The sequence below is a fragment of the Corynebacterium confusum genome, from assembly GCF_030408715.1.
GTDB classification, from domain to species: Bacteria; Actinomycetota; Actinomycetes; order Mycobacteriales; family Mycobacteriaceae; genus Corynebacterium; species Corynebacterium confusum.
This window is the reverse complement of sequence record NZ_CP047202.1, coordinates 459,779-480,182: the sequence shown is the minus strand read 5'-3', so window position 1 is coordinate 480,182 and position 20,404 is coordinate 459,779. Positions and strand designations below refer to the sequence as shown.

General features: G+C 63.2%; 15 protein-coding genes and 1 pseudogene. 5 read left to right on the top strand and 11 right to left on the bottom strand.

The features are described from left to right. Positions 1 to 54: 54 nt before the first annotated feature. Positions 55 to 888 (top strand): poly(ethylene terephthalate) hydrolase family protein, encoded by an 834-nt coding sequence (locus tag CCONF_RS02345; RefSeq protein WP_290224807.1) that lies wholly within the window; start codon positions 55 to 57, stop codon positions 886 to 888. Here CCONF_RS02345 and CCONF_RS02340 read toward each other — a convergent pair. The 4 genes from CCONF_RS02340 to glmM all read right to left on the bottom strand — a co-directional run bounded on the left by CCONF_RS02340 (position 885) and on the right by glmM (position 4,559). Next, the gene (locus CCONF_RS02340; RefSeq protein WP_290224805.1) at positions 885 to 1,166 is read right to left on the bottom strand and encodes a hypothetical protein; all 282 of its coding nucleotides are present in this window, start codon (positions 1,164 to 1,166) and stop codon (positions 885 to 887) included. The two genes, CCONF_RS02345 and CCONF_RS02340, sit on opposite strands and share 4 nt — an antisense overlap. Then, complete coding sequence (locus tag CCONF_RS02335) at positions 1,160 to 2,758, bottom strand: hypothetical protein (RefSeq protein ID WP_290224802.1); 1,599 nt, start codon at positions 2,756 to 2,758, stop codon at positions 1,160 to 1,162. Before CCONF_RS02335 ends, CCONF_RS02340 begins: the two co-directional genes overlap by 7 nt. Continuing rightward, positions 2,745 to 3,059 carry a hypothetical protein gene (locus tag CCONF_RS02330; RefSeq protein WP_290224800.1) on the bottom strand — a complete coding sequence of 105 codons (315 nt, stop codon included), beginning with the start codon at positions 3,057 to 3,059 and terminating at the stop codon, positions 2,745 to 2,747. Before CCONF_RS02330 ends, CCONF_RS02335 begins: the two co-directional genes overlap by 14 nt. A 156-nt stretch (positions 3,060 to 3,215) precedes the next feature. Next, on the bottom strand, positions 3,216 to 4,559 hold the full coding sequence (glmM, locus tag CCONF_RS02325; protein WP_290224798.1) for a phosphoglucosamine mutase: 1,344 nt from the start codon (positions 4,557 to 4,559) through the stop codon (positions 3,216 to 3,218). A gap of 137 nt (positions 4,560 to 4,696) precedes the next feature. Here glmM and CCONF_RS02320 point away from each other — a divergent pair, with 137 nt between their 5' ends. Together CCONF_RS02320 and CCONF_RS02315 are read left to right on the top strand one after the other, a co-directional pair. Next, positions 4,697 to 6,235: an FAD-binding oxidoreductase gene (locus CCONF_RS02320; RefSeq protein ID WP_290224796.1), complete on the top strand. Its 1,539-nt coding sequence runs from the start codon at positions 4,697 to 4,699 to the stop codon at positions 6,233 to 6,235. 23 nt (positions 6,236 to 6,258) lie between these two features. Continuing rightward, entirely contained in the window at positions 6,259 to 7,566 is a 1,308-nt protein-coding gene (locus tag CCONF_RS02315; protein ID WP_290224794.1) for an SAM-dependent methyltransferase, read from the top strand. A gap of 142 nt (positions 7,567 to 7,708) precedes the next feature. Here the strand turns inward: CCONF_RS02315 and rpsI are convergent, their stop codons facing one another. The 6 genes and pseudogenes from rpsI to eccCb form a co-directional block, all read right to left on the bottom strand. After that, a complete protein-coding gene (rpsI, locus tag CCONF_RS02310) occupies positions 7,709 to 8,248 on the bottom strand; it encodes a 30S ribosomal protein S9 (RefSeq protein ID WP_290224792.1) in 540 nt (179 codons plus the stop codon). Further along, entirely contained in the window at positions 8,248 to 8,691 is a 444-nt protein-coding gene (gene rplM / locus CCONF_RS02305) for a 50S ribosomal protein L13 (protein ID WP_070769166.1), read from the bottom strand. The genes rpsI and rplM overlap by 1 nt, the downstream gene beginning before the upstream one ends. Before the next feature lie 282 nt (positions 8,692 to 8,973). Next, positions 8,974 to 9,261, bottom strand: a complete 288-nt coding sequence (locus tag CCONF_RS02300; RefSeq protein ID WP_070769165.1) for a WXG100 family type VII secretion target — start codon at positions 9,259 to 9,261, stop codon at positions 8,974 to 8,976. 66 nt (positions 9,262 to 9,327) lie between these two features. Further along, complete coding sequence (locus CCONF_RS02295) at positions 9,328 to 9,645, bottom strand: WXG100 family type VII secretion target (protein WP_070769164.1); 318 nt, start codon at positions 9,643 to 9,645, stop codon at positions 9,328 to 9,330. Between the two features lie 180 nt (positions 9,646 to 9,825). Then, positions 9,826 to 10,875 (bottom strand): type VII secretion-associated protein, encoded by a 1,050-nt coding sequence (locus CCONF_RS02290; protein ID WP_290224787.1) that lies wholly within the window; start codon positions 10,873 to 10,875, stop codon positions 9,826 to 9,828. After that, positions 10,872 to 13,301, bottom strand: a pseudogene (gene eccCb, locus CCONF_RS02285) (type VII secretion protein EccCb); the annotation flags it as partial. The pseudogene eccCb and the gene CCONF_RS02290, both read right to left, overlap by 4 nt. Before the next feature lie 728 nt (positions 13,302 to 14,029). On the opposite strand from eccCb, the gene CCONF_RS02280 reads away from it, so the two are divergent. Beyond that, a complete protein-coding gene (locus CCONF_RS02280; RefSeq protein WP_290224785.1) occupies positions 14,030 to 14,323 on the top strand; it encodes a helix-turn-helix domain-containing protein in 294 nt (97 codons plus the stop codon). Positions 14,324 to 14,365: 42 nt separating this feature from the next. Here the strand turns inward: CCONF_RS02280 and CCONF_RS02275 are convergent, their stop codons facing one another. Then, positions 14,366 to 15,556, bottom strand: coding sequence for an IS1249 family transposase (locus CCONF_RS02275; protein ID WP_435384076.1), 1,191 nt, complete (start codon positions 15,554 to 15,556; stop codon positions 14,366 to 14,368). 198 nt (positions 15,557 to 15,754) lie between these two features. Between CCONF_RS02275 and CCONF_RS02270 the strand changes: the two genes are divergently transcribed. Further along, a complete protein-coding gene (locus tag CCONF_RS02270) occupies positions 15,755 to 20,197 on the top strand; it encodes a DNA polymerase (RefSeq protein WP_290224782.1) in 4,443 nt (1,480 codons plus the stop codon). The last annotated feature ends 207 nt before the right edge of the window (positions 20,198 to 20,404 follow it).

Sequence of the window (20,404 nt, the reverse complement as noted above, 5' to 3'; positions counted from 1 at the left end):
TTTTCGGCCCCGGTCAGGTGCTACCGCGCCAAGGTTTGCTCTATCCTGGTAGATGTGTCTGCGAATTTGAAGAAGCATCTATCGACCCTGTCCAAGCGCGGCCCGCACCGGGTACTCGTCGGCGATCTGTCGTACGCCGGCCTGAACGGCAAGGTGTATACCCCTGCCGAAGGCAACGCGTTGCCCGCTGTGGCCTTCGGCCACGACTGGATGAAGAAGGTGAAAAGCTACCACGCCACGCTGCGCCACCTGGCCTCGTGGGGGATCGTGGCGGTCGCCCCGGACACGGAGACCGGCTTTCACCCGAACCACCGCAACTTAGCCGCTGACATGGAAACCGCCCTGCAAATCGCCGCTGGCGTGAAGCTCGGCCAGGGAAATATCTCCGTCGGCCCGGGCAAGCTCGGCATGGTCGGCCACGGCATGGGCGGCGGCGCCGCCGTCCTGGCTAGCGTCGATAACGACAAGGTGCGCGCTGTCGCGGCCATTTACCCCGCCTCCACTGCCCCGTCGGCCTCCCGCGCCGCCCGCCGCCTGGAGATCCCCGGCCTGGTCATCGGGTCCGGCCGTTCCGATATCTTCAGCGCCGGCAACCCGGCGAAGCTGGCCTACAACTGGGCCGGCGACTGCTCCTACCGGGAGATCGCCAAGGGAACCCAGCAGGGCTTTAGCGAAGACCGCCTGACCAAGCTCATGCTCGGCTCCCCGGCCTTTGAGGGCGGCCCCACGGAGACCGCCCGCGGCCTTATCACCGGTTTCTTCCTCCACCAGCTCAACAACGACAGCAAGTACTCCGACTTCTCCGATCCGGAGGCCGTCGGCAAGAACGTGGAGAGCTTCATCGGCGAAGACCTCAGTGAGAAGGCCGGCGTCACCCGCGACGACTAGCCCCTCCGCAGCACGGATTTTACCTGCCCCGGCGCACTGGTGCGCTGGGGCTTTCTGCGCTCATCCCGCCCCAACCGCGCCGGCGCCCCGGGTCGCGCCGCCGACGTCCGCGCCGCCTTGCCGGTCGCCTTCGCCTCAGCACTGGCCTGGTTCTTGGCATTGTCCGCGGCCTTTTCTAAATCTTCCTGCGCCTTGGCCAGGGTGCGTTCAAATTCCAGCAGCCGCGCCGCGGTGCGCTGGCGGAACTGCCGGGCAAATTCGTCGAAGTCGTTTACCATCGTCCTGCCTTTCGGGCTCGCTCTTGCGGTTCATCTCCAGCATCTTCTTCCTGCACTTGCGGCTCCTGCGGGGCGGGTCCCGCCCCACCACCGGCGTCCGCAACAGGCGGTGCCGCCGGTTCGGGCGCTGCCGGCTGGGCAGCAGACTCAGGCGCCGGCTCCGGTGCCGGCGGCGCGGCATCCATATGGGCCAGCTTGCCTGCCGGCGGTTCCGGCTCCGGCACTTCTGACAGGTCCGGCGGCCCCGGCTTAGGTGCAGGCTCCGGCTCGGGTTGCGGTTTAGGTTCCGGCTCAGGCTCCGGGCAGGGCTCGGGTTCTGGGGATGGGGCTGGGTCTGGCTCAGGAGCTGGTTCTGGTTCCGGGCAGTCCATACCCTCCGGGCACTCGGCCGCGGCCGCCAGCAGCAGGCCTACCCCGATGAAGGCCACGCCAGCACCGGCGACGCCGAGGGCACCGCAGCAATTTTGTGCGGGCTCACACGGGGCCGGCTCCGGGCAGGGCTCGGGTGCCGGCTCAGGTGCTGGCTCAGGTTCCGGTTCGGGTTCAGGCTCCGGCTCGGGTACGGGCTGTCCGGCCGGTTCGGTTTCCGGTGCTGGCTCCGGCTCCGGGCAGGGCTCAGGCTCGGGTTCCGGTTTAGGTTCGGGCTGCGGCTGGGGCTTTGGTGCGGGCTCCGGGCAGGGCTCAGGCTTGGGTTCCGGAGCCGGTTTGGGCTGCGGTTGCGGTTCTGGTTGTTTTTCTGGTCCTGGTTGTGATTCAGGCTCGGGAGCCGGCTTGGGCGCAGGGTCCAGGGACGACGGTTCGGTCGGTGGTGGGCCGGCAATCGGAGCGGGCTTGAGCTGCGGTTTGGGCTCGGGCTTGGGCTGCGTTTCTGGTTTGGGCTTGGGCTCGGCCTCTGGCTTGGGTTGGGGTTGGTCCTCGGCGCAGGGCTCGGGTTCCGCGGGGGCTTGCGGTGGTTCGGGTGGTAGCGGACGCTCGCAGGCGCACTCGCAGCGGCGCTCGAATTCCTCGTAGCAGCTGTCGATGGCCTCGTCGCGCTCCCGGCAGGTGCCGGCGACCTGCTTGTTGGTGTCCTCAATGACGCGGCCGCCGATGGCAGAGATGGCTGGGATAAGGAACTGGGCCATGGGGTGGCGGCGCAGCACCATGGCCAGGATGTCCAGCAGCCCGATGGCGGCGCTGAGCAGCTCGCCGATCGCGGAGTCGGAGATGTGCACCACGTCATCGATGGCCTGGGCGCAGTGCTCCGCGTCCCGAGCGAGCTCGTCGGCCTGGGTGCGGTCTTCCTCGTGGTCGTCGTTGATGGTGCGCAGGCGGTCCAGCAGCTTATCGCCGGCAGCAAGGAAGCCGCCGCCCAAGAGGAATTCGCGCAGCTCCCCACCGCCACCGCTGGGCCGGTCCGCGCCCACGGCCGCGCGGGTGCCCGCCACCAGGTCGGCGCTGCTGAGCCCGTCGACGGAGGCGACCATCCGCTGCAGCACCCCGACGGGCAGGCTGGGGCCGGAATACGCGCCCTGACTGGCCAGCTGGAAATTGCTCACCGAGCGGGAATAATCGGCTAACTGGCTGCGGGTCATGGCGCTAGTGCTGCTCATGGTCATCCCCCTGCCCCAGGCGGGCGCCGAACGCGTCATCGCTGCGGTAGAAGGCGGTGAACTGGTCGGCCGCGGCGCGCACGGTTGCGTCCATATTGTTAATGCGCCATCCGCCCAGCTCATGCAGGCGGTTGAGCAGCTGCTGGATGCGCTGCCCGTGGCCGGCGAAATCACGGCCGGCGGCGGCCTGCGGGTACTCCGGCACGCGGCGCAGGTGCGCCTGGCGCTGCGCGCTCACGCCGGTGGATACCCGTCCCAGGCGAGCGACAATATCAGTGTGGTCGAACTCAATTTCCGGCACCGAGGGACTCCCTTTCTTGCAGTCTCGTCTTTTTAAGGTTTTGGCCGCCCCGGTGGGAGCAGCTTCACCTTATTTGGACTGCCGGAAGTCCCCGGCGGTTCCCGCCAATTTCTGCGGGAACCTTTTGGGGTTTCGGGTGCCGGTGGTGCGGGTGGTTTAGACGCCGGCGACCACGGCGGCGAGCCGGCCAGCGACCTTGCGGGCCTGCTCTTTCTCCGCGGCTTCGACCATGACGCGGAAGAGTTCCTCGGTGCCCGACGGGCGCAGCAGCACGCGGCCGGTGCCGTGGAGTTCCTCCTCAGCCTGGGCGATGGCGGATTTCACCTCGTCGTTGCCCATGATGGCGGACTTGTCGGAGACCGGCACGTTGATGAGCACCTGCGGCAGGACCTTCATCACGCTGGCCAGCTCCTGCAGGGACTTGCCCGAACGGGCCATGCGCGCCATGAGCGACAGGCCGGTCAGGGTGCCGTCGCCGGTGGTGCAGTCGTCCGGCAGGACTATGTGTCCGGACTGCTCGCCACCGAGGGAGAAATCGCCGCGGATGAGCTCTTCGACCACGTAGCGGTCGCCGACTTTGGTCTGGACGACCTCGATGCCCTGCTCCTGCATCGCCAGCGTCAGGCCCAGGTTGGACATGACGGTGGCGACCAGAGTCTTGTGGCGCAGGTCGTTGTCCTCGTGCATGCCGACGGCCAGGATGGCCATGATCTGGTCGCCGTCGACGACGTTGCCGGCGGCATCGACAGCCAGGCAGCGGTCGGCGTCGCCGTCGTGGGCCAGGCCAAGGTCCGCGCCGTGCTCCACGACTGCCTTCTGTGCCTGCTCGATGTGGGTGGAGCCACAGTCCTCGTTGATGTTGAAGGCGTTCGGCTTGTGATGGATAGGAATCACCGTCGCGCCGGCGGCCTCGTAGGCCTGCGGGGCGACCTTGGAGGCGGCGCCGTTGGCGGTATCCACCACCACGGTGATACCCGACAGGTCGGCGGTAACGACCTCGGCCAAGTGCTTGAGGTAGCGCTCGCGGGCATCGGGGGCCTCCGAGATGATGCGACCCAGCTTGGTGCCGGTCGGGCCCTCCTCGCTCAGGGTGTCCATCGTCTGCTGGATTTCGTCTTCCACCGCGTCCGGCAGCTTCCGCCCGCCGGCGGAGAAGAACTTGATGCCGTTGTCGGGCATGGGGTTGTGCGACGCGGAAATCATCACGCCCAGGTCCGCCCCATAGTCATCGGTGAGGAAGGCAATCGCCGGGGTCGGCAGCACGCCCACGCGCAGCACGTCCACGCCGCGGGAGGCGAGCCCGGAGGCGATCGCCGCGTCGAGCATCTCCCCGGACACGCGCGGGTCGCGGCCGATGATAGCGAGCGGGCGGCGCTCGTAGGATTCCCGGTTGGCGGTAAAAACCTCCGCCGCCGCTTGGCCAAGTTTCAGTGCCAGCATGGGGGTCAGCTTCTGGTTGGCCAGACCTCGTACTCCGTCGGTGCCAAATAGTCGAGTCATGTCCAACATTATGCCCCTACCTTTATGCTTCGCGCGAACGGACCGGATCTATTCCCACTCGTTCCACTCACCTAAAGTGGGGTAGCCGCGCCAGCACCGAATAGCGCCGCGCCCGGACACGCTTAAAATGGCCCCATATGAGCGCAGGCCGAACCTTAAGAGAATCACTGATTAACGTCACCGGTCGAGCTACTAATGCGCTAGCAAGCGCGTTGCCCGGCCGCACTGTCGACGCGGAAAGCATTCAACCCATCGGCTGGCACCGCCACGCAGAAGGCGTGCGCCGGCTGCTGGACAGCTTCCAGGCCGTCCCCGCCGGCAAGCGGGTGCGCCTGGCGAAGAAAACCTCCAACCTCTTCCGCGGCCGCGAGTCCACCACCCCGGGGCTGGACGTGAGCGGCCTGGACGGGGTCATCGCTATCGACCCGGTGGCCCAGACCGCCGACGTGCAGGGCATGTGCACCTACGAGGACCTGGTGGACGCGACCCTGCCCTTCGGGCTCGCGCCGCTGGTGGTTCCGCAGCTGAAAACCATCACCCTGGGCGGAGCGGTCACCGGCATGGGGGTGGAATCCACTTCCTTCCGCAACGGCCTGCCGCACGAATCCGTGCTGGAGATGGACGTCCTCGACGGCAACGGGCAGATCATGACCTGCTCGCGGGAAGAAAACGTGGACCTGTTCCGCACCTTCCCCAACTCCTACGGCTCGCTGGGCTACGCGGTCCGCCTGACTATCGAGCTCGAGGAAGTCCCCTCCCTCATCGAGGTCCGCTCCGTGCGCTTCCACGACCTGGAAAGCTTCCAGGACGCTCTGGCCGAGGCCTCCGCCAGCGGGGAATTCGACGGCGCCCGCCTGCACGGCCTCGACGGGGTGGCCTTCAGCCCGCAGGAGGCCTACCTGGTGCTGGCGGTCGCGGCTGGCGATGCCGCCGTCCACACCTCGAACTACACCGGCCAGGCCATCTACTACCGCAGCCTGCAGCACCCTAACGGCACGAGCCACGACCTGCTGAGCATCCGCGACTACATCTGGCGCTGGGATACGGACTGGTTCTGGTGCTCCCGGGCTTTCGGGGCGCAGAACCCGACGGTGCGCAAGATCTGGCCGCGCCAGTGGCGCCGCAGCTCCTTCTACTGGAAAATCGTGCGCCTGGACCGCAAGTACCAGCTGGAATACAACTTCCTCAAAAAGCCCAAGGGCCTGCCGGCCTCCGAGCGGGTGGTCCAGGACGTGGAGGTCACCGCCGACAAGACCGCTCAGTGGCTCGCCTGGTTCTTTGCCGCCAGCGATATCCAGCCGGTGTGGCTGTGCCCCATCCGGCTGCGCGACGGCGTCGAGGACTTAGTCGGCACCGGAGAGGTTACCGCTGAGTCGGACGCGCCCTGGCCGCTGTACCCCTTGAAGCCGGGAACGACCTGGATCAACGTCGGGTTCTGGTCCGGGGTCCCGGCCGACCACGTCAGCCCGGCACAGGAGCCCGGCGCCTTCAACAAAGTCATCGAGGCCAAGGTCAGCGAGCTGGGCGGACACAAGTCCCTGTACTCCGAGGCCTTCTATACTCCGGAGCAGTTCGCCGAGCTCTACGGCGGCGACCTGCCGGAGAAGATGAAACAACAGGCCGACCCGGCGGGCCGTTTTCCCACCCTCTACGACAAGACCGTGAACAACTCTTAAACCAACGAAAGGAAGCCCTATCCATGCCCGGTAAGTTTCAGCCGATGACGGTCGCCGAAATCATCGATGCCTTCGTCCCTGCCGCCAACCCCTTCTACTGGACCGCGTTCGATGGTTCTTCCACCGGCAACCCGGACTCGCAGTATCACGTGTCCATCAACAACGTAGAGGGCCTGTCCTATATCGCCACCGCCCCGGGCGACGTCGGCCTGGCCCGCGCCTTTATCACCGACGGCATCACGGTCAAGGGCGAGCACCTGGCACACCCCTACGGCATCTTCGACGCCCTGCACGAGATGTACCGGAAGTTCGAGCGGCCGGATACCAGCACGCTGCTGAAGATCGTGCGCTCGCTGGCCTCGATGGGCGCTATCCAGATCCAGCCGGTGCCGGAGGCCGAGCGCGCCGGCCGGTTCGAGCGCATGCTGCGCCAGGGCCTGTCCCGGCACTCCAAGGAACGCGACGCAGACGTCATCTCCGATCACTACGACGTGGGCAACGACTTCTACGAGCTCTTCCTGGGCGATTCCATGACCTATACCTGCGCCTACTACCCCAGCCCGGACGCATCCCTGGACGAGGCCCAGGACAACAAGTACCGCCTGGTCTTTGAGAAGCTGCACCTGAAGGAAGGCGACCGCCACCTGGACCTCGGCTGCGGCTGGGGCGGCATGGTCCGCTACGCCGCCCGCCGGGGCGTGAAGTCCATCGGCGTGACGCTCTCACGCGAGCAGGCCGAGTGGGGGCAGAAGAAGATCCTGGAGGAAGGCCTCGAGGATCTGGCCGAGATCCGCTACATGGACTACCGCGACGTGACGGAGGATAACTTCGACGCCATCTCCTCTATCGGCCTGATGGAGCACATCGGCGTGAAGAACTACGCCAACTACTTCGACTTCTTGTCCGGCAAGCTGCGCGAGGGCGGCGTGATGGTCAACCACTGCATCACCTACCCGGACAACCACAAGACCCCGCGCGGTTCCTTCATCGACCGCTACATCTTCCCCGACGGGGAGCTGACCGGCTCAGGCACCATCGTCCGCAAGATGCAGGACCACGGCTTCGAGGTCTTCCACGAGGAAAACCTGCGCTTCGACTACATGCGCACACTGTCGGCCTGGTGCGAGAACCTCAAGGACAACTGGGAGGAGGCCGTCAGCCTGGTCGGCCTGCCGACCGCCCGCCTGTGGGGCATGTACATGGCCGGATCCCAGTGGGGCTTCGAGCACAACATCGTCCAGCTCCACCAGGTGGTGGGCATCAAGCTGGACAAGACCGGATCCCGCTGCGGTACCCCGGAGCGCCGCTGGTGGAACGACTCGGTCTTCTAGACCCTCGCCGTCCTAGGCCCCGGCAAAGGACCCGGGTGTCCTAGGCCCCGGCCAAGGCCCCGGGACTAGAAAACACAAACGCCGCTTGGGCTTCCCCAAAGGGAAGGGCCCAAGCGGCGTAAGTGTAAGTACCAGCGAAGAATTAACGCTTGGAGTACTGCGGGGCACGACGTGCCTTGTGCAGACCAGCCTTCTTGCGCTCGACGGCACGGGCGTCACGGGTGAGCAGGCCGGCCTTCTTCAGGGCGGCGCGGTCAGCCGGGTTGTAGACGTTGAGTGCGCGGGCGATAGCCAGGCGCAGAGCGCCGGCCTGGCCGGTCGGGCCGCCGCCGTTGACGGTGACCTTGATGTCGAACTGGTTCTCGCGGTCCAGCAGGGTCAGCGGAGTGAGGATATCCTGCTGGTGCAACTTGTTCGGGAAGTAGTCGTCCAGGGTGCGGCCGTTGACCACGATCTCGCCGGAGCCGGCAACCAAGCGGACACGAGCGATGGCGCGCTTACGGCGACCAACGGTCTGGATCGGGCCCTCGTGGATGGCCGGGGCAGCAGCCTCGGTCTCCTCGGCGGACTCCGGAGCAACGACGTCACCGATGGTGTTGGTGAACTCTTCGGTTGCGGCGGCTGCGGCTGCGATGTCAGCAGCGTCTGCCACGTTGTTGTCAATGTTGTTCTGCTCGGTCATTACTGTGCCACCTGCTTAAGCTCGTAGGATTCCGGCTTCTGGCCGGCGTACGGGTGCTCCTCGCCTGCAAAGACGTGCAGCTTGCGGGCGGAAGAACGGGAAAGCTTGTTGTGCGGCATCATGCCGGTGACAGCTTCTTCGATAACGCGAACCGGGTTTGCGTCCAAAGACTGACCCAGGGTCATGGTCTTCAGACCACCCGGGTAGCCGGAGTGGCGGTAGCGCTTTTCGCGGTCACGCTTGTTGGAAGAGATGTGGATCTTGTCAGCGTTGATGATGATGACGTGGTCACCACAGTCAACGTTCGGTGCGAACTGCGGCTTGTGCTTGCCACGCAGCAGGTCTGCCACGGTGGAAGCGAGCTTGCCCAGCACCACGTCAGTAGCGTCGATGACGTACCACTTGCGGGTGATGTCACCGCTCTTAGGGTGGAAAGTAGACAAAATGACTCCTTGAAAGTCTGTCTCGGAACTGCCGGCCAACGCCATGGTCCTTCGACTGCCCCTAGATACAGCGGCCGGTGGAGACCTGCACTAGGCGCCGCGTCCAGCCCCGAAGCAGGGCTGTCTCGCTCAGACACATAGGTCTAATACTTTAGTGGTTTCGCCCCAAAATCCCAAAACGCCGCTAGGCAACGGCAACGCTCCCCCACTACACACAAACCCCGCCTTCCCCTTTGGACGGGGAAGACGGGGATGACAGACGGGATTGTGTGGTGGGTGCGTTTAGCCCCAGCTGGCGGCGGCGCGGCGGTTGACGTCGCTCATGGCGTCGTTGCCCTCGGAGACGGTGCGGGAGATGGTCATCAGCACCTGGTTTAGCTCCAGGGCGGCGTTGTCCCACTTGCGCTGGGCCTGCTGGTAGGCGGCTGCGGACTCGCCCTCCCAGGTAGCGGCCATGGGCTCGATGATGGACTTGAGCTCATCCAGCAGGCCGTTGATGCGGGCCGAGGTGGAGTTGATATCGGCAGCGGCGGCCTCGATGGCGCCGAATTCGTACTTGATAGCGGTCATGCGGGAATTTTTCCTTCCTGGTGTTTATCTTGTGTGCGCTCGCGCGGTGGGTGTTGTGCCGGGCGGCTACAGGGCTAGGCCGGCGCCGCCGACGTTGTTGAGGACCTGCGCGTTCTGGGCCTCGACGTCGTCGAAGTTGCGGGCGTTGCTGCGGATGTTGTCCGAGATGGCGGACAGGGCCTCACGCAGCTGCTGGGCGGAGGCGTTGTAGCGCTGCATGAGGTTGTCGAAGGACAGCTGCGCGCGGCCCTCCCAGCTCGCGCGGGCGCCCTCCACGACGTTGTGCAGGCGGGACAGCTCGCCCTGGATTTCCTCATTGGTCGAATCGACATGCCCGGCCGTGGCCTGCATGACCTCGGCTTCGGTCTTGAACGTAGTGTGCATAGTGTTCGCCCCTCCTCGAACGGGTTGACAGTGTGGTGTCACGGAATGTGTGTGTCGCGGTTGCTTTTCAGACTGGTGGAGGAAGTCCCCCGCCGCCACGTTCTTTCCGACGCGGTGCCTTCCTCATCTTTATTGGACTGCCCTGCCGCGCGATCGGTTCCCGGTGTTTTTAAAAAAGTTCTAGCCCTCCCGGACCAGGGATTCTTCGGCCATGCGGCAGGCCGCCTTCTGCGCGACGCTGGGCAGCTCGCGGGTGTGACAGCCCACGGACAGCTGGTGATCGCCGTCCACCCACGTCGCCCAGACCACGTGCGAGTCGTCCCCGGGCTTTTCCACGTAGGTCAGCCGGCCGTCGTGCTCCTGCGGGTGAGACAGGGCGTCGTCGTCGGCGATTTCTTCCTGGATTTGTTCCAGCAAGTAGTCCGCGGGCACCGAATAGAGCGGATCCGCGGCGAAGAGCACCCGCAGGTCCGGATCCGGCCCCGTGGCCGTGACCAGCCCATCGCCCTCGGCGGATTCCTCGGCGTGAAAGCCCTGCGGCAGCTGCACCGACAGGCCCGCCGCGTTTAACTGCTCCGGTGCCGGCGGCGGCTCGTTTGCCGGCCCGTCGCTGCCCGCCTCCCCGGGCGCCGGTGGGCCCGCGTCCTGACCGGCTGGGGCGGCCGCCACCGCGTTATCGGTTGCCCCACCGCCCGCGCTCTCCTCGTTCGCATCGCCGCCGCGGCCGACCACGAACCAGGCCACGCCGGCCACGATCAGCACCACCACGGCCAGCAGCGCGTAGAAGGGCTGGAACCACCCACTCTTCGCGGAATCGTCGGCTTTCGGCCGCAGCGGCTCGGCGCGCGGCGCGTCCTGGTGTGAGCCGCCAGTAAGGGTGGCATCGGCAGCCGGTGCGAGCGGGGCGAAGACCTCGGTTGCCGGATGGGAGACCGCGTGCTCATTAGTGTCCACCACCGGCACCTCCCGGCCTTCGAGCTGCCGGGTAATGATGCTCACGGCTTCCGCCGAGACCGCAGTCGCGCTGGAATCCGCGCAGACCTTGATGGAGGCTTCCGGCCAGTGCGCGCCCAGGATCTTCTCCGCCTGCTCGAGCGCGCCGTCCAGGGCCCAGCCCTCGACTATCCCGGTGCCGGGCAGGTCGTAGCGGTACACGGTTTCCGGGCCCTCGAAAATGGTGGCGGTGTCCAGGATGGTGATGGTCAACAAAGCGGGTGCGGCGGTCGTCATGGGGTGTCCTTTCGCTTGCTTTCTGCTTGGTTGCTCTCGTCTCGTTCTTCGGCGGCTGGCGGTGCTGCGTCTTCTTGGTCGTCGGCGTGGATGAATTGGCACAGGCCCAGTTCCTCGCCGCGGACGTGGAAGCGGCCGCGGCCGGGCGGCTGGCGCTTCGGCTTCATGCCGAAGATGGGGCCTTCCTCCTTGTCGGCGTCCAGGAGCAGGACGGCGGGCTGGGTGTCTTTGAGCGCCGAGCAGAACTTGCCGAACATGGCGCGGCCGATGCCGCCGGCCTTGCGGGCGAAGATGACGTGCAGGCCGATGTCCTGGGCGTGCGGGATGAGCTCCACCAGCGGGTGCAGGGCGGCCTCGCTGGTTAGTTCTGCGTCGTCGATGACCACGTAGATCTCCGGGCCGCTCCACCAATCGCGGGCGCGCAGGCGCGCCGGGGTGATATCCGGCCCCGGCAGGCGTTCGCGCATAGTCGCCGCAGTATCGCGCAGGGCCTTCTCCGCCGCCGCGGGCGTGGCGGCATAGGCGGCGAGCATGTCCTCGTCGAGCGCGCCCAGGTGCGCCCGGCGCGGATCGATGACCACCAGGCGCGCGTCCTTCCGGGGCAGGCCAGTCACCGCTCCGGCAATAACCCGGACGAAGGTAGACTTGCCGGACCCGCTGGCGCCGACGCAGACCAGGTGGGCGCTGGTGGCCGGGTCCCAGGCCACCGGCTCCAGGTCGCGGCCGCCGATTCCCCAGACCAGCCCGGCGGTCAGCGCGTGCCGGGGCAGGTCGGACGGGAGCAGCTGGTCGGGCAGGGTCTTGAGCCGGGGCACCGGGTCGCCGCCGCGGGACTGCAGGTGCGCCACGTCCTGGTTGGAGGTGCGCGCCAGTAGCATCATCTCCCCGGTCTCGGTGAGCCCGCGGCCGGGCAGGGCCGGCAGCTTCTGCTGGGCCTTGCGGTCCACCAGGGACTCCATGGCCTCCCCCAGGCGTAGCTCCAGCCGGTGGGCGATGAGGTCCCTAATCGACGGGCGCAGGGTGGTCCACCGCGGCGTGGACAAGACCAGGTGGACGCGGGCGCTGGGGCCGTCGGCGGCCAGGGCGGTGATCTTCTCCGTGAGATCGTTAAACTCCGCGCCGGCGGTGCCCACGTGGTGCCAGCCGTCTAGGACCAGGAAGGTGTGGCGGGGCTCGGGGCGCTCCACCAGGCCGGTGACCTCGTCGACGACGCGGCGGACCGTGTCCGGCTCGTCGCGGCCGGCCACGCCCGCCACGTGCGGCAGGCGGTCTAAGTTTGCTAGCGCCCCGCCGCCCAAGTCGATGACGTAGAAACGGATGGCCTCGGTGCCGTGGGTCGCGGCCAGGGAGCCGACGAGGGTGCGCAGCGCCATGGACTTGCCCGTCTGTGGGCCGCCGCAGACGGCCGCGTGCCCGCCGGCGGTGGAAAAGTCCACCACCAGGGGATCCTGGCGCTGGTGGTAGGGACGGTCGATGAGCCCGACCGCGGCCTGCAGGTGGGTGGTCTGGCCAGCCCGGTGCAGGATCTCGGGCAGCTCGACCGCGGCGGGCAGCGGCGGCAGCCAGATGCGGTGGGCGCTGTGCCCGCGGTTGTTGGCCTCCGCGCGGGCGGCGGCCACGACCTCGTTGAGCAGCGTCGTCGACTCATCCCAGACAAGCTCCGGCTCGCTGTCCTCGGTGATGTGAGCGTCCCAGCCGTCGAAGACGGACACCCGGGCCGACGGTACGCTTTCCCCTTCAGCTGGTTCGGCCGGGCGGGCGAGCGGCCCGGAAACGTAGGTGGCCTGGAAGCGCTCGAGGGCGTCGCCGTTGGTCTTCAGGTAGCCGGCACCCGGCTGGGCGGGCAGGTGGTAGGCATCGGTAGCGCCTAGGACCTGGCGGGACTCCGCGGCGGAGAAGGTCTTGAGCCCGATCCGATAGGACAGGTGTGAGTCCAGCCCGCGCAGGCGGCCCTCCTCCAGCCGCTGGGAGGCCAGCAGCAGGTGCACGTGCAGCGAACGGCCCAGGCGGCCAACGGCGACGAAGAGGTCGGCGAAGTCCGGGTGCTGGCCCAGCAGCTCGGAGAACTCGTCCACCACGATGACCAGGGCGGGAAGCGGCGGGAACTGGTCCGGGTCGCGCCCGGCGTTGTAGTCGCCGACGTTGGCGAAGTTGCCGGCCTGGCGCAGGATCTCCTGGCGGCGGTTCATCTCCCCGGAGATGGCGTCGTACATACGCTCGACCAGGACGGATTCTTCCTCCAGGTTGGTAATCACCGCCGCGGTGTGCGGCAGCTGCTCGCAGCCCAGGAAGGTCGCCCCGCCTTTAAAATCCACAAGCACCAGGTTCAGCTCCTCGGGCGAGTGCGTGGCTGCCAGCGCGGTGACCAGGCTGCGAAGCAGCTCCGATTTAAATGAACACGGGTTGTGGGTACGATACCCCCTATGCAATTACGAGAAGGCAGAGGCTATCACTGTGTGCGGTAAACATACGGTGTAAGCGGAATGTATGCGTCGTAAGTGGCTAAGTAGCACCGTGTGCGGCAAAACTATGTGGTAGACCAAATGGCCCTCAGACCCTTCAATACTCTGAGCCTCTGAAAAAATGAAAAAATACGAAAGGTTGGTATACCCCCATTAATTAAATTTTTTCACTTTTTCTCTATGTCCGGGAAGTGAGGGTCCGCAGCCGGGGTTTTGCGAGCTACCTGTTTGTCACACAGACCTCCCACTGCCGTTAGAGGTACGGATATGTTGACACTCACCGCATGGTTACCGCACACAGACTGCAGGACTGCGTTGTACCGCACTGTGAATTGTTAGTTACAAAAAGGTATTGTGCAGACCGCACTACTGCTGTAATATGTACAGCAGATTGTCCGTGGTGAGTTTCTATATTTTCTGGTCTTGCTAGCCACGCACAAGGGATAACCCCGAGGATATTGACAAAGGTGTAGCCACCGACCGAGATAAGCACGGCCCCTCCGACGAGATTGACCGGCTGGTAACGGCATTACCGGCCACAAAAGCGGTCAGGTACAGAGTTAGCGCTCTGGTAAAGCAATGGACGCACTGACCAGCGTCTAGCGAGTTATGCACGGCTCTCCACGCCGCCTGAATATAGCCGGAAAAGCACCCCGCTCCGGGTAGTTTACACTGCTCAGGAGCGTTTTATTATGTCTGCACAAGACACCGCTACCCCGACTATCGGACCTCGTTTCTACTCTCTGCAAGACCTCAACGAACTCGGCCTCGGCTCAGAGTCTCTGCTTCGTAAGGCCATCAAAGAAGGCCGACTTGCCGTTCACCGTTTCGGTTCTGCCTACCGCGTCAGCCAGGAAGACCTGGATAGCTACCTCGATGCCGCACGTGTGCCGTCGCCGCACATGTTCGACAACTTTGTCGATGCTGTCGTTGATGCAGCACCGAAGCTCAGCAATGAGCAGCGCCAGCAGCTCGGGGTTAAGTAGCAAAAAGTGTGTCCGGTCGGCGTGTCGCCGTCGGGCGCATTTTTATTTGAAGGGTCCTTTCCTGATTCCGATGGAGTGGTTGTATTCGGTTGGGATAGCGTTGTCGTAGAAGGCTGGTCGGCCTGTTTCCTGGTCGGCTTTGTTGTGGTCTTCTTCGGCAAGATTGTTGACTTTGGCGAGTTGGTCTTGCCCGAAATTGCACTGCCTGGCGATTCCTAGGGGATCGTCAGGCAGCTGCGTTTTGGAGTGGAGGTACCACTCGAGCATTGTGCGTTGGCGCTCTCCTGTCCTGCCGCGGTGAGCGTCGGCGAGTCGTTTGAGTTGCGCGTTGACTCCGCCTTCCAGACTGTTGGTAGTTGCGGCCCACCGGCCTGGTTCGAGCGCGTGCGGTGGTGGCTGCAGATAGGTAAACAACCACCCCTTCCGCGAGAGGTGCAACAGCGAATTGTAGGCCTTGCGTACCCGCAGGTGGGTCCATTCCCACCGGTGGTTGAGGGTTCTGCGTTCCTTCGGCACCGGTGTTTTCTCGTTGAGGAAACTGGCATAGACGACCCCGAAATCGTGCAAGTTCAGAGTCCATTCGCGGGCCTGTTCCATGGTGGTGATCCGCGTCAACTTCAACGCGAGCGCGTAAATGGCTTGGCCTGCGCTGGTGCGTGGTTTAGAGGTGGTGTAGCGACGGATAACGCGCTGGGCATGGACCACACAGCGCTGGATCTGTGCATTGGGCCAGCACGCTTTGATAGCGGTGTAGGCGCCTTGCCCGCCGTCAAGGACAACGCATAAGGGTTCTGCGATCTTGTTTAAAAGCTGCGTGTAGGCGTGGGCGGTTTCGCTTTTTGCCCAATGCCAGGCGATGACATGGTCATAGCTTGCGGCGACGAGCAAGCACCCGGCAGCGGTATATGTGCCGTCGATGAAGATCTGGTCGTAGACGCGGTGAGACTCACCGGGGTTGGTTACCTCTATGAGCCAAAACGGTGTAAACCGGCGATCAAGCGTCCATCTGCTTACTCCTTGCTGGCGGGCTACTTCAGCCAGTGTTGCGGTGCACGTGATGTAGGAGTGGAAGGCTTTGAAGTCGCGGGTGTGGCTCAGATCGGTGCGGGTGCGTGTCGTTGAGTTGCCGCAGTTGGGGCTTTTGCACCGCCATCGTGTTGTTCCTTTGGATGTGGTGCCGTTTTTCTTCATTTGCCCAGCACATACGGGGCATCGTGGTCGGTTTCGTCTCACCCGGAAAGCACACCAACTGCCGGATACCACATGCAGGTGCCATTCCGGTGGATTGACGAAGAAACGGGTCTATATAAGGCTGAGGTCCTTATATAGACCCGATTCAACTAACCTGAACAGCGGAAACGCTGAAACTCAGACACACTTTTTGCTACTTAACCCGCAGCTCGTGACTGTTCTCGGAGGTGCGGCGTAACTATGGAAGCAAAGAAAAAGACCCCCGTAGCTACCGGGGGCCAAAACAACGACAACGGTCAGGCAGTCAGTGTTTCTGCCTGTAATGATACCACTGTGGTATCAGACCGTCAACTAGAAGATACAAAATCTTCTCCTGTCCATACCGTGACTCCGAAGCTCACTGATGAGCATCTCGAAGAACTACGTAGCAGCGCGATCTCAGATGAGGTCATTGCGTCCTGTGGTGTGTACTCAGCTCGCACCATTGAGGCTGTGCCCAAGGAACTGCAGTGGATCGGCCCTGATGCACTGCCCGCTCTCGTCTTCCCGATGGAAGAGATCAGTGGTGAAACCACGTATCAAGTCAAGCCTCGGCCTGGATCGGTGTGCGACAGTAAGGGTCGGCCGAAGAAGTACATCTGCCCAACCAAGGACAACGAGTGGGGTACTCCCCCGCCTGCGCTGACGGTACTGCGGCCTGTCACCGATGAGACGAAGTTTGTACTCATCGTTGAAGGCACGAAGCAAGCCCTTGCCGCTCTGTCGAATACGGACGACACGGTTGCTGTCTACCGCATCACGGGTATCTGGGGATGGAAGGGCTTGCAGAACTACGCTGTACTCTCGCAGTTCATGGGCCTGTACGTCTGCATCGTCCCTGATGCTGACGCGAGCACGAATCGGCGCGTCTACGACGGTGCGCGTGAGTTTCGTGACCTGCTCATGCAGTACGGCGCATCACCTGTTCGGTTTGTACAGGTGCCCGGTCAGGGCAAGCAGGGTCTTGATGATGTGCTTGCTGGGCTTGCCGAAGACAAGCGCGCAGAGATGCTGGATTTGTGGATCAGCAAGGCCCAAGACAAGCCTGCTCGGAAGATGCCGAAGATGCCTGAAATGCGTGGCGGTGTCACCAGCGCAGAAGAACTTAAGGAAATGCTTGATGAGATAGGCGCTAATGGCAGCCTGCTTATCAACTACGACGAAGGGCATCCCCAAACTCGCCGTGAGACGATGTTCAAGGCTCTTCATGCAACTCATGCGGGGAAAGCGCTTTTCCGTCAGGGCACGACCGCTGTTGAGATGCTGCCGCGTGAGGAACCCAGCGAGATCTTTGAGGTAACTGATGGAAAGAGTCAGCCGGAGGACGCACGTCGTGAGATCGTGAAGGTCAACCGTGCTAACGGCTTGAGCCTGGTCAGTGAGGCGGTCACACCCTATCGTCTTACGAAGAATGATGTGCAGCTTGTCGATCCGACTGCTACCGACATTGACACGATGTTCCAGCCGAAATGGGCGAAAAGATTCCCGCAGCTCAACGGGCTGGTGAACTCCCCCATCATTACGCGCAGCGGTCGGATTATCACTGTGTCTGGACTGGACCCCGAGACTGGCTTGTTTGTTGATCTCGACGCTGATGTTGAAAACTTGGCTATCCCTGAGAACCCGACTGAGCAGGACATCGCTGCTGCGCGCGAGAAGCTTGAGGATATCTTCTCTGACTTCCCCTTCAAGACACCTCAAGACTTCAGCCGTCTTATAGCGTTGTTGCTGAGCATGTTGTTCAGGCCGTCTGTGGATAAGTCCCCTGCGGCTTGTATTTCTGGTTCTGGCCCTGCCGTGGGTAAAGGTGTGATCATGTCCGGTGCTTCGACGTTGATTACGGGTTCACCCGTACCTGTCACGAAATGCCCGAGCAAGGACGATGAGTTTTCCAAGGTCTTGACCTCTATGTTTCTTGCGGGAAACACGCTCGCGCTCTTTGACGAACCCGACGGAGTTCTGGACTTCAAGTCTCTGGCTGCAGCGATTACCGCCGAGCGCCACGAGGGCCGTGTACTCGGTGAATCTCGCATGATTAGTGTTCCGAACAATATGCAAATGGTCTTCACCGGCAACAACGTTTCATGTTCAGATGACAATGGCCGCCGATTCTTCTACATCGACCTGGAAGTCCCTACTGACTTTGCCGAGGCGCGAAGTGGCTTCAAATACCCACGACTCAATGCCACGATTAAGGAAAAGCGCCCGGAGCTGTTGGCAGCTCTGCTGACGTTTGTTCAAGCGTGGATTGTTGCCGGCAGGCCCGAACCTCGACCTGGCGCGCCGGTCGGCAGCTTCGAGGAATGGTATTTCAACGTCGGCGGGGTGCTTGAGCACGTCGGCTACGGCGACTTCATGGACGGTGTGGCCGAGCAGCGTCGTGAGCGCAACGATGGTGAACGCACAAACATTATGCACCTGTACTGGCTGTATGCCCATGTGCAAGGCTCTGGCCGGTGCCCCAACGGCTTCCGTCCGTATGACATTGAGCGCATCATCGCAAAGATCAATGAACAGGACGATGTCGATTCCTCAGACACGTTGTGGGCAAAGTTGGGCATGGAAGACCCTTACGTACCTCTACCTTCGGGTATTTACGGTACTGAGGACGCTCGGTCGTTCTCGCTTAACCGTGTGTATAGGCGGCTCGAAAACCGCACGCTTGACGGCCTTGCTATCGAATCAATTGAGGGAGGCCCGTTTTCTGAACGGCGGTACCAAGTGGTCTGGCGTGGAGCACCGGAGGATGACCCTCTTGCTGGTGGTGGTCCCTTCGGTGACGGTGACGATGGTGACGACGGTGATCCCGGCACCGGTGGTGACGGCGGCAACGGCGGCGGTACTCCCCCGCCAGCACCCGAGCCGACGCCAACACCTGCAGAAACAGCAGATGAACCTGTCTCACCCGCAGCACCTTCCGACAGCACAACCGTCGTGTTCGACCTTGAAACTGGTGACGCAGATGACCTGCACGTCACGGATGATCCTGATTTCGTACGCCTCGCCACCTACTCCGTCAACGGTGCAGAGCCTGTGGCCACCACCGACATTGCTAGTGAACTCATCCCACTGCTAGAGCACGCAGACACCATCGTTGGCCACAACATCGTGCAATACGACCTGCCAGCGTTGCAACGGCTCTACGGCTTGGATGACAAGGCTCTTATAGAGGCCGGCAAAGTACACGACACGTTGATCCTGTCTCGCTTGGCTGCCGGTGGGGACACCAATTTGGGCTACGGTCTCGACGCTGTGGCCGAACGTTGTGGTGTAGACGGCAAACTGCTCCGCGACGGTGATAGCGCGCTCAAGGCGCTGGCTAAGCAATATGGTGGTTTTGACAAGATCCCGCTGGATAATGCTGAATACATCGCGTATGCACTGCAAGACGTGCGTGCAAACGTAGCTGTCTATAACCAGATGCTCCCAGCCGCCTTGGAGGCCGTCAGCGCAGAGTATCTGCGCCGCGAGCACGAGAAAATGCACGTTCTGAGCGTGGTTGAGGCTCACGGCATCCGCGTTGACACTGCCAAGGTCGAGCAATTCCTCGCAGAGGAAGCAGTCGTCAAGGCTGAGATCCGTGAATGGCTTGTGGACACGGTTGGTATCCCTGATGAGGGGAAAGAACCGTGGTCGTCCAACAGCGGAAAACAAGCTATTGCCGACTATCTAGATAGTTTCGGCGTTGCTGTTCCACGTACGAAGAGCGGGCGTATCAGCATCAGCGCTAAGGCGCTAAATCAGCTCGCGGCAGAGCACGCTGACGTGTCGGAGGTTGTCGAACTGGCCGAGAAGATGGAGGCGCTGCTGCAGTCTTCTACTCCGGCCTCGACGATCAAGAAGCATCTGCGCGGAGACAAGGTGTATCCAAGTATCCAATCAAGCCAGGTCACTGGTCGGCTGAGTACCACGAACCCCGGCATGACGGTGTTCGGTTCTCGCGATGCACGGCTGATCCGCCAGCGCGAAATGATTGTGGCCGATAACGCTGACGAAGAACTGATCTCCGTGGATCTCTCCCAGATCGACGCGCGCTGCATGGCAGCAGGTAGCGGTGATTCTGCGTACGCAGAACTCTTTGCGCCGGGCCGCGACGCCCACACCGAGATGGCCATCAGGGTCTTCGGTGACGCTGAGCGCAGGCCTGATGCGAAGGCACTCGGCCACGCCGCGAACTACGGCATGGGATCAAAGAGTTTTGCAGCCCACGCTGGCATCTCCGAGGTCGAGGCACAGGGGCAGTTGGACCGCATGCACTTCGAGTTTCCGCAACTCGAATACTTCAAAAACCACCTTCGCAAGCACGCTGAGGCGCTCGGCTGGGTTGCAACTGGGTTTGGCCGCCGTGTGGCTGTAGGACGCTCCACTGCGTACACACAAGCACCTGCCGCGTACGGCCAAGGCACGGCACGTGATGTGTTCCTAGAGGGCGTGTTGAACCTCCCTCAGGAGGTGCTGGAAATGATCCGCATCTTCGTCCACGACGAGATCGTGCTGTCGGTCCCGCGTGACCGTGCCGAGGAGATCAAGCAGACCGTCATGGCTGCTTTCAACGCTGTCACACTGCCCGGCAAGGACGGTGTGGAAGTCCCTGTCCTGTCTGACTCTGCAGGCCCTGCGGAGTCATGGGCTGGCTGTAAGTAGGGGTGCCACATGAGCGCCCTACTGCCCACGCGTGGTCCGCCGCGTGTGTTAGTGCAAACCGTTTTTGTTGATGATCAATTAAGGAGAGAAAAGTGTCTCAGGTAATTCGTAAGGCGTCACCGGCTGCCAAGTTTTTCTGGTGGATGATGACGCTCTGCACCTGTGGTCTGTGGGCATTGTTTGTCGGCAAACCTCAGTAAGAAATAA

Coding starts and splice junctions, on each gene's coding strand:
- CCONF_RS02295 (WP_070769164.1), bottom strand. CDS start 9,645: ATGCACACTACGTTCAAGACCGAAGCCGAGGTCATGCAGGCCACGGCC.
- CCONF_RS02280 (WP_290224785.1), top strand. CDS start 14,030: ATGTCTGCACAAGACACCGCTACCCCGACTATCGGACCTCGTTTCTAC.
- glmM (WP_290224798.1), bottom strand. CDS start 4,559: ATGACTCGACTATTTGGCACCGACGGAGTACGAGGTCTGGCCAACCAG.
- CCONF_RS02320 (WP_290224796.1), top strand. CDS start 4,697: ATGAGCGCAGGCCGAACCTTAAGAGAATCACTGATTAACGTCACCGGT.
- CCONF_RS02315 (WP_290224794.1), top strand. CDS start 6,259: ATGCCCGGTAAGTTTCAGCCGATGACGGTCGCCGAAATCATCGATGCC.
- CCONF_RS02270 (WP_290224782.1), top strand. CDS start 15,755: ATGGAAGCAAAGAAAAAGACCCCCGTAGCTACCGGGGGCCAAAACAAC.
- CCONF_RS02300 (WP_070769165.1), bottom strand. CDS start 9,261: ATGACCGCTATCAAGTACGAATTCGGCGCCATCGAGGCCGCCGCTGCC.
- CCONF_RS02335 (WP_290224802.1), bottom strand. CDS start 2,758: ATGAGCAGCACTAGCGCCATGACCCGCAGCCAGTTAGCCGATTATTCC.
- CCONF_RS02290 (WP_290224787.1), bottom strand. CDS start 10,875: ATGACGACCGCCGCACCCGCTTTGTTGACCATCACCATCCTGGACACC.
- rpsI (WP_290224792.1), bottom strand. CDS start 8,248: ATGACCGAGCAGAACAACATTGACAACAACGTGGCAGACGCTGCTGAC.
- CCONF_RS02340 (WP_290224805.1), bottom strand. CDS start 1,166: ATGGTAAACGACTTCGACGAATTTGCCCGGCAGTTCCGCCAGCGCACC.